The organism is Mesorhizobium sp. BR1-1-2 (assembly GCF_020165435.1).
Taxonomy (GTDB): Bacteria; Pseudomonadota; Alphaproteobacteria; order Rhizobiales; family Rhizobiaceae; genus Mesorhizobium.
In genome coordinates this window covers 558,705-576,832 of record NZ_JAIUID010000005.1, presented here as the reverse complement: position 1 = coordinate 576,832, position 18,128 = coordinate 558,705, and the positions used below count along the sequence as shown (strand labels likewise).

17 protein-coding genes are annotated in these 18,128 nt (G+C 63.5%); 7 read left to right on the top strand and 10 right to left on the bottom strand.

Features of this window, described 5'->3' with window-relative positions; translation table 11 throughout:
• Nucleotides 1-284 precede the first annotated feature (284 nt).
• Together LB551_RS15255 and LB551_RS15250 are read left to right on the top strand one after the other, a co-directional pair.
• The gene (locus LB551_RS15255) at nt 285-542 is read left to right on the top strand and encodes a hypothetical protein (RefSeq protein ID WP_008874920.1); all 258 of its coding nucleotides are present in this window, start codon (nt 285-287) and stop codon (nt 540-542) included.
• Between the two features lie 79 nt (nt 543-621).
• Nucleotides 622-1,395: a hypothetical protein gene (locus tag LB551_RS15250; RefSeq protein WP_263495871.1), complete on the top strand. Its 774-nt coding sequence runs from the start codon at nt 622-624 to the stop codon at nt 1,393-1,395.
• 35 nt (nt 1,396-1,430) lie between these two features.
• Here the strand turns inward: LB551_RS15250 and LB551_RS15245 are convergent, their stop codons facing one another.
• The gene (locus LB551_RS15245; RefSeq protein WP_140549327.1) at nt 1,431-2,762 is read right to left on the bottom strand and encodes a dihydroorotase; all 1,332 of its coding nucleotides are present in this window, start codon (nt 2,760-2,762) and stop codon (nt 1,431-1,433) included.
• Between the two features lie 82 nt (nt 2,763-2,844).
• Between LB551_RS15245 and LB551_RS15240 the strand changes: the two genes are divergently transcribed.
• The 3 genes from LB551_RS15240 to LB551_RS15230 all read left to right on the top strand — a co-directional run bounded on the left by LB551_RS15240 (nt 2,845) and on the right by LB551_RS15230 (nt 6,544).
• The gene (locus tag LB551_RS15240; protein WP_140549328.1) at nt 2,845-3,705 is read left to right on the top strand and encodes a YgfZ/GcvT domain-containing protein; all 861 of its coding nucleotides are present in this window, start codon (nt 2,845-2,847) and stop codon (nt 3,703-3,705) included.
• Complete coding sequence (locus LB551_RS15235; RefSeq protein ID WP_140549329.1) at nt 3,705-4,337, top strand: HD family hydrolase; 633 nt, start codon at nt 3,705-3,707, stop codon at nt 4,335-4,337. Before LB551_RS15240 ends, LB551_RS15235 begins: the two co-directional genes overlap by 1 nt.
• 65 nt (nt 4,338-4,402) lie before the next feature.
• Nucleotides 4,403-6,544 carry a putative bifunctional diguanylate cyclase/phosphodiesterase gene (locus LB551_RS15230; RefSeq protein WP_140549330.1) on the top strand — a complete coding sequence of 714 codons (2,142 nt, stop codon included), beginning with the start codon at nt 4,403-4,405 and terminating at the stop codon, nt 6,542-6,544.
• 9 nt (nt 6,545-6,553) lie between these two features.
• On the opposite strand, the gene LB551_RS15225 is transcribed toward LB551_RS15230, so the two are convergent.
• The gene (locus tag LB551_RS15225; RefSeq protein WP_140549331.1) at nt 6,554-7,444 is read right to left on the bottom strand and encodes a fatty acid desaturase family protein; all 891 of its coding nucleotides are present in this window, start codon (nt 7,442-7,444) and stop codon (nt 6,554-6,556) included.
• Between the two features lie 116 nt (nt 7,445-7,560).
• Here LB551_RS15225 and LB551_RS15220 point away from each other — a divergent pair, with 116 nt between their 5' ends.
• Entirely contained in the window at nt 7,561-8,478 is a 918-nt protein-coding gene (locus LB551_RS15220; RefSeq protein WP_224659689.1) for a LysR substrate-binding domain-containing protein, read from the top strand.
• A gap of 19 nt (nt 8,479-8,497) precedes the next feature.
• On the opposite strand, the gene LB551_RS15215 is transcribed toward LB551_RS15220, so the two are convergent.
• The 6 genes from LB551_RS15215 to LB551_RS15190 all read right to left on the bottom strand — a co-directional run bounded on the left by LB551_RS15215 (nt 8,498) and on the right by LB551_RS15190 (nt 16,054).
• On the bottom strand, nt 8,498-8,770 hold the full coding sequence (locus tag LB551_RS15215; RefSeq protein WP_140549333.1) for a DUF3303 domain-containing protein: 273 nt from the start codon (nt 8,768-8,770) through the stop codon (nt 8,498-8,500).
• A gap of 20 nt (nt 8,771-8,790) precedes the next feature.
• Nucleotides 8,791-10,254 carry a RimK family protein gene (locus tag LB551_RS15210; RefSeq protein WP_224622905.1) on the bottom strand — a complete coding sequence of 488 codons (1,464 nt, stop codon included), beginning with the start codon at nt 10,252-10,254 and terminating at the stop codon, nt 8,791-8,793.
• 5 nt (nt 10,255-10,259) lie between these two features.
• Entirely contained in the window at nt 10,260-11,357 is a 1,098-nt protein-coding gene (locus LB551_RS15205) for a GNAT family N-acetyltransferase/peptidase C39 family protein (protein WP_140549335.1), read from the bottom strand.
• Between the two features lie 206 nt (nt 11,358-11,563).
• On the bottom strand, nt 11,564-12,355 hold the full coding sequence (locus LB551_RS15200) for an anti-sigma factor family protein (RefSeq protein WP_224622907.1): 792 nt from the start codon (nt 12,353-12,355) through the stop codon (nt 11,564-11,566).
• Nucleotides 12,356-12,357: 2 nt separating this feature from the next.
• Nucleotides 12,358-12,870, bottom strand: a complete 513-nt coding sequence (locus LB551_RS15195) for an RNA polymerase sigma factor (RefSeq protein WP_140549337.1) — start codon at nt 12,868-12,870, stop codon at nt 12,358-12,360.
• Between the two features lie 445 nt (nt 12,871-13,315).
• Nucleotides 13,316-16,054: a DUF2339 domain-containing protein gene (locus LB551_RS15190; RefSeq protein WP_224659688.1), complete on the bottom strand. Its 2,739-nt coding sequence runs from the start codon at nt 16,052-16,054 to the stop codon at nt 13,316-13,318.
• 256 nt (nt 16,055-16,310) lie between these two features.
• Here LB551_RS15190 and LB551_RS15185 point away from each other — a divergent pair, with 256 nt between their 5' ends.
• Complete coding sequence (locus tag LB551_RS15185; RefSeq protein ID WP_140549403.1) at nt 16,311-16,775, top strand: NUDIX domain-containing protein; 465 nt, start codon at nt 16,311-16,313, stop codon at nt 16,773-16,775.
• A gap of 46 nt (nt 16,776-16,821) precedes the next feature.
• Here LB551_RS15185 and LB551_RS15180 read toward each other — a convergent pair whose 3' ends face one another.
• Both LB551_RS15180 and recO read right to left on the bottom strand, forming a co-directional pair.
• Entirely contained in the window at nt 16,822-17,340 is a 519-nt protein-coding gene (locus LB551_RS15180) for a PaaI family thioesterase (RefSeq protein WP_224622911.1), read from the bottom strand.
• Complete coding sequence (gene recO / locus LB551_RS15175; protein WP_224659687.1) at nt 17,337-18,107, bottom strand: DNA repair protein RecO; 771 nt, start codon at nt 18,105-18,107, stop codon at nt 17,337-17,339. The genes LB551_RS15180 and recO overlap by 4 nt, the downstream gene beginning before the upstream one ends.
• Nucleotides 18,108-18,128 lie beyond the last annotated feature (21 nt).

The following is an 18,128-nucleotide window of genomic DNA, read 5'->3' as shown; positions in this document are numbered from 1 at the left end:
CTGTCCTGGTGCAATCCTTTTGTTGCGCTTATGCAACAGCGTTAATGAAACGTTAGCGCACGGATGTGGAATTAACTCAAACTGAAGGTTTTCACCCCGCAGGCACGCCTAATCGGCTAAGTTTGAGCAGGATTGAAAGCAGCTTCGCAAGCGCAACCGGCCTCCTGTAAAGAACGATCAAAAAAATGTCGTATTTACAAAGACTTATTTGCGGCTGCGTGTAAACGGAACAGATCAAGCCTGATCCATCGACGGATCGCTGCTTGCAAGGGTGGACATCGCTTATGGAACATGGTGTCAATGACATCGACGCGCTGGTCAGGGAAGAAAAGCGCCTGACCGCGGTGGAGAGCCACAGCGAGGCCTGGGCCGAAGGTCTTTCGGCAGGCATAGAACCCGAGATCATCGCCGAAGCAGCGCTTGAAACCGCGTTCGGCGAAATGCTGCGCGCTAACGGCGAGACATCGGCCCTTGCCCTGCTCGACCGCATGCGTGAGAAGGTGATTGCTGGCGCCTTCGAACCCGAACGGCTGCGGCACTGAACCGACGTCCGGTTCTTTGACGGCAAATGCCGCTCGGGCATCATGCCCGGAAGCAGGGAGACGGGCAGTGAACTTTTCTATGTCAGGCAAGCCGCACGGCTTGGTCCTTTGCATCTGTTTCGCCGCGTGCAGTGCCGCGATTCCCTTGGTTGCGTGCCTGACAAGCAGTCCCGCTTATGCGCTGAGCGAGATCAAGCGCGAAGAACTCCCCTCGCCGGTCCAAGACGATGACGTGTCGTCGCCGGGAAGCACCGTGCCGATACCCGATCCGGTCGGAACGCCATCTTCGACCAGCCAGCCAACCGCCCCGGACAAGGCCGAGCCGGTCACCCCGCCGAACGGCGACGGTGCCACCAACAGGCCGCGCGTCGATCCCGACGCGCCCACGCCGGAGGTCGTCTACGACCTCGGCAAGCTGCCTGAACCGGTGCGGCGCATGCATGACCTGATCATCGAAGCCTGCGAGAGCGGCGACATCGAAAGACTGAGGCCTTTGATCGGCAAGGGCGACGGCATGACCCAGATATCGCTGACCGACATAGATGGCGACGCCATTACCTTCCTCAAGGGGCTCTCCGGCGACCAGGATGGCCAGGAGATTCTTGCCATACTGGAGGAGGTGCTCAATGCCGGCTATGTCCATGTCGATGCCGGGACGCCACAAGAGCTCTATGTCTGGCCGTATTTCTTTGCCCTGCCCCTGGACAAGCTCGACGCCAGGCAACGGGTCGAGCTGTTCAAGATCGTCACCGCGAGCGACTTCGACGACATGAAGCAGTTCGGCGCCTACATCTTCTACCGCGTCGGCATCACGCCCGCCGGGCAATGGACGTTTTTCGTCGCCGGGGATTGAAACGTCGGGCAGGCGAATCCAACGATGTGAAATGGCTATGCGGGCAACGCCTCGGAGAACTCCACTGCCCTGCCCTGGCCCGGCGTCACGATCTCGCCCTCCCACATGATGCGCTGGCCTCGAATGACAGTGCCGACCGGCCAGCCAGTGACTTCCTTGCCGTCATAAGGCGTCCAGCCGGCCTTCGAGCCGGCTTGTGCATTGGTGATGGTCTCGCGCCGCTTCATGTCGACAATTGTGAAATCGGCATCATAGCCGGCGGCGATGCGGCCTTTCCTGGCCATGCCGAAGATGCGCTGCGGGCCATGGCTTGAAAGATCGACGAAGCGCTGCAAGGTCAGCCTGCCCGCGTTGACGTGGTCGAGCATGATCGGCACCAGCGTCTGCACCCCGGTCATGCCCGAGGGCGATGCCGGATATGGTTTTGCTTTTTCGGCCAATGTGTGCGGGGCATGGTCGGAACCGAGTACGTCGACAATGCCTTGGGCGATGCCGTGCCAGACGCCGTCGCGATGGCGCGGGGCACGGACGGGCGGGTTCATCTGGATGAGCGTGCCGAGCCGTTTGTAGTCGTCCGCCGACAGTGTCAGATGGTGCGGTGTCGCCTCGCAGGTGGCGACATCCTTGTGCTGCTCGAGGAACAGTATCTCCTCGGCCGTGGAGATGTGCAGGACGTGGATGCGGGCACGGACGGCGCGCGCGACGCGCACCAGCCGCTCGGTGCAGCGCAAGGCGGCGATCTCGTCGCGCCAGACCGGATGCGATGAAGGATCGCCCTCGATGCGCTCGCCAAGGCGTTCGCGCAGCCGGAACTCGTCTTCCGAATGAAAGGCGGCGCGGCGGCGGGTGTTCCTGAGGATCGAGGCGACGCCTTCATCGTCCTCGACCAGCAGGTCGCCGGTGGACGAGCCCATGAAAACCTTGATCCCGGCAGCGCCCGGCAGGCGCTCGAGTTCGGCGACATCCCTGGCGTTCTCGCGCGTGCCGCCGACCCAGAAGGCGAAGTCGCAGTGCATACGGCCGGTGCCGCGCCGGACCTTGTCGGCAAGCGTTTCTTCGCTGGTGGTCAACGGATTGGTGTTGGGCATTTCGAACACGGCTGTGACGCCACCGAGCACCGCCGCCCGCGATCCGGTCTCCAGGTCCTCCTTGTGTTCCAGCCCCGGTTCGCGGAAATGCACCTGGCTGTCGACGACGCCCGGAAGGATATGCAGGCCCCGGCAGTCGATCGTCTCGCTGGCGGAGGCCTGGTGCAGATCGCCTATGGCGGCGATGCGCCCATTTTTCACGCCGACATCGCGTTGCCCCTCGCCGGCATGGTTGACCACCATGCCGCCTGTCAGGATGAGGTCGTAGGTGTTGGCCATGCTGATCGATCTCTTGCGGGGGGAGTGTCAGCGGCTTACGTAATGGCCAACCGTTTTGCAAGATCAGGCTTTTATCCGCCCCATGCCCTTTGCCCTGCTGAAAGACCGCGCGCTCATCTCCATCTCCGGCCCTGATGCCGAACACTTCCTGCAGAACATCCTGACCACCGATCTCGACGCGCTCGGCGCCGGCGAGGCTAAACCCGGCGCGCTTTTGACGCCGCAAGGCAAGATCCTGTTTGACTTCCTGATCTCACGGGCTGGTGAAAACGCGTTCCGCCTCGAATGCCGCGCCGACATCGCTGACGATTTCGTACGCCGCCTGATGCTGTACAGGTTGCGCGCCAAGGTCGAGATTGCCAAATCCGAACAGACGCTTGTCTCAATTGCCTGGGGAAATGAGTCAGCTCCCTCACAAAAGGATTCAACCGTGCTGGCCGACCGGCGCTTTCGCGATGAAAGCGTCACCCGCTCCTATGGCAGCGCTCAAGAGACTGACGACGGCGCCGCATGGCAGACCTTGCGCATCGCGCATGGCATTGCCGAGAGCGGCACCGACTACCAGCTCGGCGACGCCTTCCCGCATGACGTGCTGCTCGACGAGACCGGTGGCGTCGGTTTCAGGAAGGGCTGCTATGTCGGCCAGGAGGTCGTCTCGCGCATGCAGCATCGTGGCACCGCAAGGCGGCGGGTGCTGATCGTCAGGGCCGAACGGGCCTTGCCTGATGCCGGCGTCGAATTGACCGTCGACGGGCGATCGGTGGGGACGCTCGGCTCGAACGCCGGCACGATCGGCCTCGGCATCGCCCGTATCGACAGGATCAAGGCAGCGCTCGACGCGGGTCAGCCGATCCTGGCGGGAGACGTGCCGGTTACGGTGGCCATTCCACCTTTCGCCAAATTCAGCTTTCCCCAGGAAGCCGTCGGCACGGAGGAGGCCTGATGGCGGCCGACCGCATCGGTGCGCCGCCACGTGCCTGGCAGCGCATGCTGTCCGGCCGCCGGCTGGACTTGCTCGACCCCTCGCCCCTCGACATCGAGATATCGGACATCGCCCATGGGCTCGCCCGCGTCGCGCGCTGGAACGGCCAGACCCGCGGCGAGCACGCCTTCTCGGTCGCGCAGCATTCGCTGCTGGTGGAGGCGCTGTTTTGCGACCTGATGCCCGAGGCGCCGGCGGACGCCCGGCTTATGGCATTGCTGCACGATGCGCCCGAATATGTCATCGGCGACATGATCTCGCCGTTCAAATCGGTGATGGGCGGCAGCTACAAGGACTGTGAACTGCGCTTGCAACGCGCCATCCATCTGCGCTTCTCGCTGCCGCCGGAACCAGGCGCCGGCCTGCGCAAGGAGATCAAGCGCGCGGACCAGATCGCCGCCTATTTCGAGGCAACGCTGCTCGCCGGTTTTTCGACCGCGGAGGCGACCCAGTTCTTCGGCCGGCCGCGCGGCTTCAGTGCCGAGCGCTTCGATTTCACGCCGCGCTCGGTAACCTGGGCACAGAATGCCTTCCTGAAGCGTTTTTCCGCTATCGAGAAGTCGCGGCGCAAGATTACAGCAGCGGTAGGGTAGAAAACGCTAAATTAACCGGAACGGCTGACACTGCGGTGTTCGATCACGAGCCGCAGGCAAGCCTTATGCCCGTCGCTGACGCCAAGGATGGTTCGGCCGTCCCTGAACAGGGGGCCGAAGGCGTGGATCGTCCCCGTCAAATGGAAGACGAACTGCGCAAACAAAACGAACGCTTTTCGGCGGCCATCGAGAACATGTCGCATGGCCTTTGCATGTTCGACGCCGACGAGCGCATGATCATCTGCAACGGCAACTATATCAACATCTTCTGCCTCGACGCCAACGTAGCGCGGCCGGGCATCCATTTCATCGACATCCTGCGGCACAGCGTCGATGTCGGCATCGCCTCGCAAAGCGCCGAAGAACTTTACGCCATCCGCAAGCCCTATATCGATGGAGCGAAACCCTCGTCCTACGAGGAGGCGCTCTCTGATGGACGCATCATCAGCATCTCGCACCGGCCATTGGCATCGGGCGGCTGGGTTTCGATCTACGAAGACATCACCGAGCAACGGCGCGCCGAACAGGATCTCAAGGAACAGCATCGCCGCTTCGACGCGGCGCTCGCGAACATGTCGCAGGGCCTGCTGATGTATGACGCCGGCGGCAGGCTGATCGTGCGCAACCAGCGCATCCTGGAGCTTTATCGTGTGACCGAGGCGGATCTGCCGCTCGGCATGACTCACCGCGAGCTCCTCGAACGGCTGGTGCGCCTTGGCGTCTATGCGCCCATAGATGTCGAGGACGAAGTTTCGAGGACCGAGGCTCGCCTGCTGGCCGGCCAGACGCGGTCGACGCCCCGCCGGCTCGCCGACGGACGAACGCTGATGATCGCCCGCCGGCCGATGAGCGGCGGCGGCTGGGTCGCCACTTTCGACGACGTGACCGAGAGCAGGCTTGCCGAGGAGCGCATGACCCATCTTGCGCATCACGACGTGCTGACTGGGCTGCCCAATCGCTCGATGTTTCGCGACCGGCTCGACCGGGCACTGGAGGATGCGGCGGCGGGACCGCTGGCAATCTTCTCCCTCGACCTCGACCGCTTCAAGGCCGTCAACGACACGTGGGGACACCCGGCCGGCGACCGGCTGCTGAAAGGCGTGGCCGCAAGACTGCTGCGCTGCGTGGACAACGACGCGGATATCGTTGCCCGTTTTGGCGGTGACGAATTCGTCATCGTCCAGTTCAACGTCGAGGGACTGGCCAGCGCGGAAAAACTGGCAAAACGCATTGTCGAGGCCATCGCCAAACCGTTTCATGACAAGAGCCGGGACATGCATGTCGGCGTCAGCCTTGGCATCGCGCTTTCTCCCGGCGATGGCAGGGACGCCGATACATTGCTGACAAACGCCGACATGGCGCTCTACCGGGCAAAAAGCGAAGGGCGCAATTTGTACCGTTTCTTCGAGCCCGGCATGGATGCCACGGTGCGCGCGCGCCGGGCGCTTGAGGCCGATCTCGAGACGGCGCTGCCGAGCCGCGAATTCGATCTCGATTTCCAACCGATCATGGCCATAGCTTCGGGCGAGATCGTCGGCGCCGAGGCCCTGATGCGCTGGCACTCGCCCTCGCGCGGCACGGTGGCGCCGGATGAGTTCATTCCGGTCGCCGAGGAAACCGGGCTGATCGTGCCGCTTGGCGAATGGGCGCTGAGGAAGGCCTGTGCGACAGCGGCAGCCTGGCCGCCTGGCCTGCGCGTTGCGGTCAATGTCTCCGCCGTGCAGCTCAAAAGCGGCGGCTTTGCTCGCAGCGTCATCTCTGCCCTGGCCTTCTCAGGCGTGCCGGCTGGACGACTGGAACTGGAGATCACCGAAACCGTCCTGATGGACGAGAGCAAAGACGTCCTGAGGAGACTGCGACAGCTGCGCGAACTCGGCATCCGCATCGCGCTCGACGACTTTGGCACCGGCTATTCCTCACTCGGCTATCTCAGGCGCTTTCCCGTCGACAAGATCAAGATCGACCGTTCCTTCATTTCCGATATCGGCAATCGCGACACCGCGGCAATCGTGCGCACGATCATCGGGCTGGGCACCGAACTGGGGATCACGGTCACCGCCGAAGGCGTAGAAACCGAAGCACAGCTCGACATGCTGCGCCGAAACGGCTGCGTCGAGGCGCAAGGCTATCTGATTGGCGTGCCGTCAAACGCTGCGGAGATTCGGCACCTGTTGAAATCGAGCGCGGTGCGCAGCCAGACCGGCTGACGGCATAGATCAGCGCAGCGTCTCGATGTATTTTTCGTGGAAGCTGACATAACCCGGCTCGACTACCTTCAGATGCCGCTCGATCAGCGCGTGAAACTCCGGCAACCGGTGGAAGGGCACGCCCGGATAGGCGTGATGCTCGGCATGGAAGGGCATGTTCCAGGCAAGCTTGCGCACAGCCCAGTTGGTCAGCGTCGTCCTGGTATTCTCCAGCATGTTGGCGACGAAGGGGCAGCGGCCATGCTCGGCCAACAGGTAGAGCCGCAAGAACGGCTGGCCGAGCAGCGCGGGAAATATCCAGACATGGAGCAGCACCGTTGCCTTGAACCACAGCGCGAGCATCAGCACGACGGCATAGAAGGCAATCATGGCGCGCGCCTCGGCGCGTACCTTCGGACGCCCCTTCGGGGGAACGTAGTTGTCCTGGCAACGTCCCATTGCATTGGCGTAGAGCGTCTTCAGATGCCCCAACCACACTGGAAGCCCGGAAACGTGGACCAGGTACTGCCGCCAGGTTTCCGGCTTCGGGAAAGCCAGCTCCGGATCGCGTTCGGGATCCTGTGTGAAACGGTGATGGGCGAAATGGAAATAGCGGAACCAGTCGGCCGGCAGCGCGATCGCCAGGCTGCAGACACGCGCGACTGCGTCGTTCAGCCATTGCCTTTCGAAAGCCGTGCGATGCACCGTCTCATGCAGCAGCGTGAACAGGAACACGATCAGCATGCCTTGCGGCAGCATCAACAGCGGCCAGAACGGCACCTTGGCGGCGATCAGCGATCCGAGGAGAAAGATCGCGCCAAGGTGGAAAGCGAGCTGAACGAGGCCGGGCCCATCCGACTTGCCGGTTAGCCGGCTGCGCTCCTCATTCGTCAGCGAGGCGATCACGTCGCGATGATCCATAGGGGCATTCCGGCCGATTGAATTCATTCGATCAGCATACCCCAGCAAGAAACTTTTCTAACAACGAGGATTTCTGCAATATAGATAAGCTGAACTTATCCTTTTGGGTCACCGCCATGGTCGCACTTCCATCGTTGCGAGGTCTTCAGGCCTTCGAGGCGGCGGCGCGCACCGGCAGCTTCGCCGCTGCGGCGGAAGAGCTTTCGGTCTCCGCCGCCGCAGTCAGCCAGCTCATCCGCATCGTCGAGGAGCAAATTGGCCGCAAGCTGTTCCACCGCGCCAACCGGCGTGTCGTCCTGACCGAGGCTGGCGTCGAGATGCTGCCCCGATTGACCATGGCCTTCCAGGAAATCGGCAGCGTCTCGCGCCAGCTTGCAGGCGATGCGTTCCGCCCACGGCTCGTCGTCTCGGTCCCTCCGTCCATGGCCATGGGCTGGCTTTCCGAGCGCCTTGCCGGTTTCATCGCCATCCACGGTGCCGTCGACATATCTCTCAGGGGCGATGACGACCCGGTGTCGTTCGACCGCGACCTGATCGACGTCAGGCTCTCCTACGGTCCGCACTATCGTGAGCACCCGACCGAGGACATTGTCCAGGACGCGGTTTATCCCGTCTGCGCACCAAAGCTTGCCAGCGTGCTGGAGCCGGATGGCGGTCCGCTCGCCGGGCTGCCCCTGATCCACACCGACTGGGGACCGACCGGCGCTTCCTTTCCCTCATGGCGCAGCTGGTTCGAGGCGGCCGGCATCGCGCCTGGACGCGGCATTCAGCGCGGCCTGTCGGCAAACTCCTCGCGCGCGGCGCTCGACCTCGCCATTTCGGGTCTGGGCGTGGCGCTGGCGCAAGGGATCTATTGCGCCGAGGCCGTGGAGGACGGCCGGCTGGTCCGGCCTGTCGCCGGCGCGATTGCGCTGCGCCAGCCCTATTGCCTGACAATTCCGCAGCGGAGCGCAAGAAGAGACGCCGTGGCAGTGTTCCGCGCCTGGCTGATCGATGAATGCCAGCGGGTGGTGGGCTCGCCGGCGCTCGGTTGAGTGGGCAAGCGGCGACGGTTCAGAGGTGCCCGCTCAATGCTTCGACCATGTCCTTGTTCGCCGCCACGGGAACGATCTCGAACTCCACCAGATCCGCCCACTCGATCACCCAGCGCTGCAGCAGCGTGACGTCGTCGGCCTCCACCAGGAGGAAACATCGGCTCATGTCCGCCGCGATCCAGCTATGGTGCACCAGAAGCTCGTCGGGTTTCAGGCGGCCGCGATCGCGGAAGCGGCGGTAGATCTCCTTGCGGTCGCAGCCGCGAAAATCCTCGGTCACCAAAAACAGCATCTCTGCCCCCGCTTGAATGATTATCGGCCCGGCCGCTCCAAACGCTCCAGGAACCATTGCGTCAGCCGTACCCAGACCTCGTCCTTCTCGCCGGAGTCCTCCCAGCCATGATCGAGGTTGGGATTGTCGTTGACCTCGATGACGAAGACGCCGTCCTTGGTTTCCTTGAGGTCGACGCCGTAGAGGCCGTCGCCGATGCAGCGCGCCGCCTTGACTGCCGTCTCGACGACATGGGGCGGCGTCTCCTTCAGCGTGAAGGTCTTGATGCCGCCCTGGTCGGGCTTGCCGCTGGCCTTGTGGTTGACGATCTGCCAGTGCTTCTTGGCCATCAGGTAGTGCACGGCAAACAGCGGTTGGCCGCCGAGCACGCCGACACGCCAGTCATATTCGGTCGGGATGAATTTCTGCGCGATCAGAAGGTCGGAATCCTCCAGCCATTCCGTGGCGAGCGTCCTCAATTCCTCGAAATTGGCGCATTTCTTGACGCCGCGCGAGAAGGAGGAATCCGGGATCTTCAGCACCAGCGGAAAACCCAGCGTCTGCGCCGCCAGCTCAAGGTCGGAAGCGCCGGCTATCATCACGGTCGGCGGCACCGGCACTTTGTTGTAGGCCATCAGTTCGTTGAGATAGACCTTGTTGGTGCAGCGGATCATCGACAGCGGGTCGTCGATGACCGGCATGCCTTCCTGCTGGGCGCGGCGCGCGAAACGATAGGTATGATTGGAGATCGAGGTGGTCTCGCGGATGAACAGCGCGTCGTAATTGGCGAGCTTGGCAAGATCCCTCTTGGTGATCGGCTCGATTTCGACGCCCATCTTTTCGGCGATCCTGGCCCAGTAGCGCAGCGAGGAGATTTCCGACGGCGGCAATTCCTCATGCGGGTCGACCAGCGTGGCGAAGGTGTAGCGCGCCGGCGTGCGGCCCTTGGTGTCGCGCCATTCGCGATTGGTGTAGGTCTCCAGGCATCGCAGGAAGAAGCTCTCCTCCTCCTCGGTCATGCGCGCCAGGGGATGAAAGCCGATCTTGCGGATCGAGGCCCATTCGGCGCTGTCCTTGACGTGGACCTCGAGCGCCGGCGCGCGGAACCAGTCGAACAGGAGCTTGGCGAATCGGTCCCACACCTTGGACGGGCCAATGCCGAAGAAGATGCAGACCTTCGCCGGAAAAGCGCCGCCAAGATCCTTGCGGCACTTGTTGAGCGCCAGCTCCAGTTCCGGCAGCGCATGTTCGTAAAGCTTGCGCTCCGACAGATCGATCATGGTTTCGACGGTCGGGATGACTTTGTGGCCGCGCGAACCCGCCAGCAGCGAGGCATAATAGCCGCGGCTCTGGTAGCCGTAATTGTTCGACAGGTTGATGACTTTGGGACGCTGGCCGCGAAACAGCGCCGGATGCGCGAGATAGTCGCGGTTGGTGATGATCTTGTGCGGTGTCGCCACCTGGTCGAGATCGCTCTGCCGGCCAGTTAAGATAACCCAGGTCATTGTTATCAGCGCTTCCCCAGAGTGATGGCGGCGCGCAGTCCGTCGCGGCCGAACTGCGCCATGTTCATGAAGATGCCGTAAGGCACGGGAATGTTGGCGGCATCAAGGATGGTCTCCTGCCTCTCGTCCTCGACCCAGGGATCGTGGATCAGGATATGGTCGCCGTCGTCGCCGATGGCCAACACCCAGTGCGGCACCTTCTTGCCGAACATCAGGAAGCCGCTGATCAGCACAAGCACCAATTTTCCTTTCGCGATCGCGGCGCGAATGTCGTCAATGGTGAATGAACGGTAATTCACCGGGATGCCGTAAAGTTCCGCGCGTCGGCGAAAGTCGACCTGGGCCAGCTCCATCACCCGGCGCTTGTCCGCGCTGCGTACCGACTGCAGGAACAACGCGCCGTAGAACGACACGTAGATCTCGGCCGCAAGGCCGCTCTCATAGCCGGCGACCGCGAGGCCGAACGGCTCGCAGCCACCCGGGCCCGACATCATGAAGACGGTCGTCGCTTCGCGCCAAAGACGGATTTCCCTGACCGGGTCCGGCACGAAGTCATGATCGAAATTGGCCATGGCCATCATCAGGCAGCAGGGACCGCAAGTGAATTCGCAGGTCTGCTGGTAGAACGGCACGCGGGTGGCGACCGGAAGTTCGCCGCGCAAGGTCTTCTCGTAGCGCAGCGCCGTGGCGCCGTCCTCGTAGTAGTCGGGTTCGCGGCCGATCTTGCGGTAGCCCGCCTGCTCATAGATGCCGATGGCGCGGGCATTATCCTCCCGCACTTCCAGGCGCAGCATCATGCGGTCGTGCTCGAAGGCCGCCTCCTCCGCCGCCGTCAGCAACCGACGGCCGATGCCGAGGCCGCCGAAAAAGGGGCTGGTGGCGATCGAATAAAGGCGCGCCACGCCGCTGCCCTTGCGAAACAGGACGATCGCATAACCGGCGACGCGGCCATCTCTTTCGGCGACCAGCGTCTCGGCGGTCTCACGCTCGATGAACTGTCGGAAGGAGCGACGGGAAATGCGATCGCTGGAGAAAACAGCTTTCTCGATGGCGGCGAGATCATCGACGTCAGTCGCGCGGGCCGTGCGGATCTCGGCAGGCATGCGGGCTTGGAAAACCTCGATTGGGTTGTGATGAAGGCCCTATTCGAAACGTCCGGACAGCAGCCGAAAATGGCAGCGTCCATAAAGCGCTATCGCACCTCGATTCGGGCCGAATTGTGACAGATTCGGCGCCGGCCCGACGGGATGAAGGCCTCGAACAAGGTCGCCGTTTTCGGGTAGGCGGCGCTGCCAAAAAACGATCCTGTTCAACTCGACAGGCCGGCCAGAAGCTGGCTGTAGGCGCTCTTGGCCACGATCGCCAATTGCTCTTGCGGCACTGAGCCGACGACAGCGCAACCATAGCCCTTGTCAAGCCAGTAGACCGCCTGCGGGCCGGCTTGCTCCGAAGCGTAGGTTCCCCTGGCGTTCTCCACCGATTCGGCCGTCACAAAGAGCGATATGCGCTCGCCCTTGTCGTCTTCATAGAGCAGCATTGCCGCCTTGCTCTCGCCGGCCGGCAGCAACCTGCCGCCGACCAGTTGGAACCCGCTGCCGGTCAAGTCCGGCGCAACCAGCTTCAATCCGACCCGGTTGGACAGCCAGGTCAGCAGATGGTCCTTGTCGCTTGCCGGCACTTCCACCGCATGCCGCTTCTCGGCGGCATAGATGACATGCGCGGCGATCGCCTGCTCGGCCAACTGGTCCTCGGCCTGATCTTCCCGGCCAATACCGTCGCTGCCGGCAAAGTAGCCGCCAAGCCCGCCCGCTGCCAGAAGCCCGGCAGCGGCGGCGGCAAGCCACCAGCGCGAGCGTGGCATTGGCGCCCTGGCTGGCGCCTCGCCAAGCACCACCTTGCGCAAGCGCACCGGCACCGGCTCGTCGATCACGCCAGCGAAGGCGTCTCGCAATGCTGCCCTGTCGGCGATGAAACGGGCGCTTTTCGCCTTCATCTCGGGAGTGGCGTCGAGCCATGCGTCATAGGCGGCGCGCTCATCGGCCGGCAACTCGCCGTCGAGTGCCATGTGGATGTCGCGTTCGGAGAAATCGCGGCGGATCATTTCTAGACGATCCTTATCGAACGGCGGCGTGCCGTGTCGTCCAGCAGTCCGCGCAACTCCTCGCGCCCGCGTGCAATGCGCGACATCAGCGTTCCGGCCGGCACTCCCAAGATGTTGGCGGCCTCGGCATAGGAAAAGCCTTCGATCGCGACCATGACGAGCGCGGCACGGCGGTCGGGGCTGATCGCCTGCAATGCGTCGACGATCTCGCGCGAGGCGATGCTTTCCACCTGCTCGGCCGGCTGTGCAACCGCCTCGCCCGCTTCCAGCGGCAGCATCGCGGCTTCGCCGCGCCGATTCACTTTGCGCATCTGGTCAATGAACAAATGGTGCATGATCGTAAACAGCCACCTCCTGGGGCTTTCTCCCGTCTGCCAGTTGTCGAGCCGCATGAGGGCCCGTTCGAGACAGTCCTGGACGAGATCGTCGGCGGCGTCGCGGTCTCGCAACAACGAGCGTGCGTAGCGGCGCAGGCGCGGTATTTCGCCGAGGATTGCTGCCTTCTTTTCGTCCATGACCGCTGGTTTTCGGAATTGCCCTATTCATCAGATTGAACGCGCCTTCGCGGCGCGACGCAAGCAGCCAGTGCGAAGCGGTCCACCGCCCCGGTCACCCAAGCAATGATATAACGATGGGAGCGGCGGGTTTATTCCCGGGGCATACTGGGTTACCTAACTAGGCCTCTCGCGTCCACAAATGATAGTATCGAGGCAAGTCGCCGGATTTAGGCATCCGGCTCGTCAGTGGTTGTGATGGCCTCCGGTCCAGACAGTTTTGAATAGCAGCTCAGAATAGTTGGACCGGGTGCCCGCTATTTTCGGACTGAGCCGCGCAGGCGACGTTTTGTAGCCGCCTCTTTAATAAGACCAGCAATCTTGCGGACGAAAGCCGGGTTGAAGGAACCGATCGGCTTTGTCGTCACAACATCGTAAATTTCGTCAAGACGCTAGAGACAAGGCTTCACGTCCCCTTCGCCGCTCTGGTCAAAAGCCGCTGGTAGAACAGGCCGATGCCGATCAGCACGGCGCCAAGGCCGATGAAGGACAGCGCGCGAAGCACACCCTCCAGCTCCGACATGTCGAAGAGGAACACCTTCAGTACGGCGACTGCGATCAATGCGGCCGAGGCTATGCGCAGCACCTGCGACTTCAGCCAGACGCCGGCTGTCAGCAGCGCCACGCCGATCACCAGCCAGAGTGCCGAATAGGTGTAGGTTTCCAACTGGCCAAGGCCGCTCCACAGCCCAATGAACTCGCCCTTGAACAGGCGCCGCACCGACAGCGTGGCATAGGCGAAGGCAAGCAGTGCCGCCGCCAGCGCCAGCATGGCGGCATACCATTTCGGCCGCTTGTCGCGGGCATAGAGCGCAAGCCCGCCGGCTGCGACCGCCGGCAGGAGATAGCCGAGGAACAGCAGGTTGAAGACCGGGATCCGCCCGGTCGATTCGTCCGTGAAAAGCGGGTTCAGCACCAGCAGGTGCTGCACGATGATGAAGGCGACCGAAATCACGCCCGCCGCCATTGACCCGTAGCGCAGCACGGAACTCGGCGAGCGCCTGTCGATGGCCACGAATATGGCGCCGGCACCGATTGCGATCAGCGTGTAGATGGCCTGTTCGGCAAGCGTGGGCGCATCGCTGTTGAGGACGCCGCCATGCATGGCGTGACGCACCAGCATGGCAAGCGTCAGCAGTGCAAACAGCGCCGCCGAAGCTTCCATGGCAAGGCGTGGCCGGCCGTCGGTGGTGCGGGCCAGTTGCCAGGCGGCGAAACCGAAGGCGAGCGCCGGCACGCCGTAACCCGGCAGCAGCCAGTTGAAGACCGGCGTCGCCGACAGGAACCCGGCGCCGACGACGGTCGGATCGAAGATGACACGGCCAAGCACCGCCGCGACCGCGCCGACCGAAATCCAGCCGAGCACCGGATAGGAACGCCAGCGCGTGGCCAGCGCTGGCACGATTGCGGCCGCGCCAAGCAGGATGGTTGTCCAGCCGGAACTGAAGGCCATATGCAGCATCAGCAGGCCGGCGAGCGCGACTCCGCCGAGCGCGAAGGATACGGCCGCCCTGCCCTGCAATGGCGGTTGCTCTCCGCGCGCGATCCACTCGCCGCCGGCAGCGAAAACCACGACCAGCAGCGCCGCCACAGCGGCGTAGGCAAGATCGCGGTCGAGATTGCCGAACGTGAACCAGAGTGCCAGCAGGACGACCAACGGCACGATGACGCCCCACGCCGCCCATGACGCAGCGCGGAAATGGGTCGCGGCGGCAAATTTACGGGCGGCCCAGAAACCGACGCCGATGAAGACAAGGCCAAGCACAACACCGATGCGCAAGGTCAGCGCGTTCGACGCCGCCAGCGGCAGGCCATCGATGCCGAAGGCGTCGCCCGAAAAGTCGGAAACGATCGAAGTCGGCGGGATGATGCCGAGATAGATCAGCACCGTAACCACTCCGGCCGCATGAAGCAGCGGCAGCGCGGGGGGACGATAGAACGCGACGGCCACCATCGCGGCGAGCACGATGGCTCCCGGCAGGGCATCGCCGGCGGCCGCGAAGGCCGGATCGACCGAAAGGCCCAACGCTGAGAGGGCAACAAACAGGCCCGGCGCGATGGAGGGCCAGTCGAAAGCCGTGGCTGATCCGCTTTCGTCGTCTCGGCGGCCGAGCCAGACGAAGGCGAGCACGGCCAGCGTGACGGCGGTTATGAACAGGATGACCGACAAATTCGCGCCCGGCGCATCGGTCATGTAGAGGATCGTCCAGATGCCGGTACCGACGAAGGCTGCCGCCATCAGCGATTTCCAATCGCGCATGCGGGCTATCACGCTCGTGGCGGCAAGCACGATCGCCAGATAGCCGAACAGGGCCCAGGGATTGGGCGCCTGAGAAGCGATCAGCATCGGCGTCACCATGGCGCCGACGAGGCCGATACCAGCCAGCGCCTGGCCGTGGACAAGGGCGGCAGCAATCGTCCCTATGCCGATGGCGCCGAGCAGCGTGAAGGCGAGCGCCGGCCCGATAAAACCGTAGATGCCATGTGCGGCATAGACGGCGCCAAACAGGATGAAGGCGCCCGCCGCGGTCAGGATCGCCGGGATGTAGGCGCCTGCGGCGCCTTGCACGGGCACCCTGAAGCCGGTGCGGCGAATAAATTCGCCGGCTGCAATCAGCACAAGGCCGAGCAGCCCGGCCATGGTCAGCCGCACACCGGGGCCGAAAATTCCGGCTTCGATCGTGTAGCGGATGAGAAACAGGCCGCCCAGCGCCAATGCCAGGCCGCCAACCCAGACCGCCCAGCGGGTGCCGAGCGCCGTTTCGATATCGGGTTTGCCGGGCGCTTTCACCGCTGCGACAGGCTCGGATTCTGCCACCTTGGGCGCCGCCTCGCGTGCTGTCCATGGCCCCGGCTTGACCTCGTCAGTCGCTGCGTCGGTTTCCAGAGCCGGCGGCGCCTGCCCGGTGGCTGCCTCGCTGGCCGTTGGCGAAACGACCACGGCCGCAGCGACAATGGCGTCGGCCGGCTGGCCATCGGTCGCCGCCGGTTCGGACTGCTTGGCGAGAGGCGGCACGGCGCCGGAAAGGACGAGGCTTCGCAGCGCCCCAAGCTCGCGTTCGATCAGGCCAATGCGGCTCTGCTGGCGCGAAATGATGACGAACAGCGCAATGATGGCGACAAGGCCGATCAGGCTTTCAAACATGGCGGCTCCCCCAAACCAGACCAGTTGCTACTGACAATCAAATGTGGCCTGCAAACGACCAGCCAACGGCGTCGGATGGGCGGCTGGAAAGATCGAGCATGTTTCGGTGTCGAAAGCCAGCGGCTTGCGCCTATTGACCCTCGGCATCGGTTGCGAATGGCCGGTTTCCGGAAACATTGCCTGCCAAACCTGCCGCCGGTGACCTATGGTACCCTTGGCCGCAAAGGGTTCTCCAAGCGATATCATGAGGATACGTATGCCGCAACGAAGCGCAGGACTGCTGATCTACCGGCGAAACGCCGGGGCCCTCCAGTTCTTGCTCGTCCATCCGGGTGGACCGTTCTGGGCAAGGAAAGATGAGGGGGCATGGTCTATCCCCAAAGGGCTCGTCGACGAAGGCGAGGACGAGTTGAAAGCCGCCCGACGTGAGGCGGAAGAAGAACTCGGCGTCGCCATCAACGGCGATTTCCAGCCTGTCGGCAGTTATCGGCAGCCTGGCGGCAAGATCGTGAGTGCGTGGAGCGTCGAGGCCGACGTCGACACCGATGCCATCAGAAGCAACATGTTCACCATGGAGTGGCCGCCAAGGTCGGGGTCCATGAAGGAATTTCCCGAAGTGGACCGGGCCGGCTGGTTTTCAGAGTCGGAGGCCGGTCTCAAGATCCTGAAAGGCCAGCGCGCGATCCTGGACGATTTCGTGGAACGTCAAAAAGCCGGATAGGCGCCTGCTGTTCTCATCGCTCGTCCAGTGCGCCTTTGGACGATCCTTATCGGGCCGCCAGATTGGCGGCCGGGAAGATCGAGCACGTCTCGGTGCCGAAAGCCAGCAGCTTGCCGCCGGCATCCTTCAGCGTCGCTTCCGAAACGGCCAGCGTGCGACCCTTGTGAATAACCTTGCCCTCGCAGACCACCTCTCCGGTCCTGGGCGTGATCGGCCGCGTCAGGTTCACCTTGAATTCCGCCGTCGTATAGGCCTCGCCTTTTGCGAGCAGCGTCTGCACGGCGCAGGCAAGCGCCGAATCGAGCAGTGTCGCCGCCCAGCCGCCATGCACGCCCCCCAACGGATTCAGGTGGCGCTCGTTCGGCACACCCCGGAACACGGCACGGCCTTCCGAGACTTCGGTCAGCGCAAAGCTGAGCTGGAAGGAAATCGGCGGCGCCGGATATTTGCCGTCGATGATGCGCTGCAAAAGTTCCATCCCGGTGTAGGCAAGGATGTCGGCATGCGGAATGGTGCCGAGGCCGAGCGGCGAGACCCGGCCCGGATAAAGTTCCACTTCGCTCATGTGATGATTTCTCTCGCGGCGGTTTCTTCGGACAGGCCCTTGGTCGTGTGGTGCTTGCGCAGCGCCGCAAGGAAGCCGGCGCGCGAGTCTGGTTGCTCGATGCCGCGCGGCTCGTAGACATGACGGGTGAAGAAGAAGCCGGTGAGCCGGAAGGCATCCTGGATCGCCGCCGGATCGGCGCGCAGGCCGGAGCCACGCAGGAAGGCCGGCAGCGCCAGCATCTTGTCGCGCCAGGGCGCGCCGGCCTCGCGCGACACCGCCCTGCCCGATTTCGGCGAGACATAGGCAAGATCCTGCCGCGTGCCGGTCGCGGCGCACTGGCTGAGATCGAGACCGAAACCCAGTTCGTCAAGGATCAGGAGCTCGAAACGGGCCACCAGTTCGCCGGCGGAATCGACATCATCGAGATGCACGATCATCACCGACAGCGCCTCGTAGAGGCCGCCATGGGCGTCGCGCTCCGGCAACAGGCGCAGATGCGCGGCCATGGTCTGCAAGCCGTAGACGGCGACGGCACTCTCCATCAACCTGGCCGCATTCATCTCGATCGCTTCGGCCTGGAACGTGCCGAGGTGCTCATCAAGGCGCGCCCGCCAAAGCAGGTCGACTCGGTTGCCGGGCTGGAGAACAGGCTGCTGCTTGCGCGAGCGCCCGCCGCGCACGAGGCCGAGATGGCGACCATGCGCACGCGTCATCACCTCGAGGATGGCGCTGGTTTCGCCATGCTTGCGGGTGCCGAGAATGATTCCCTCGTCGCGCCATTCCATGCCTGGAGCATTTCACCGATC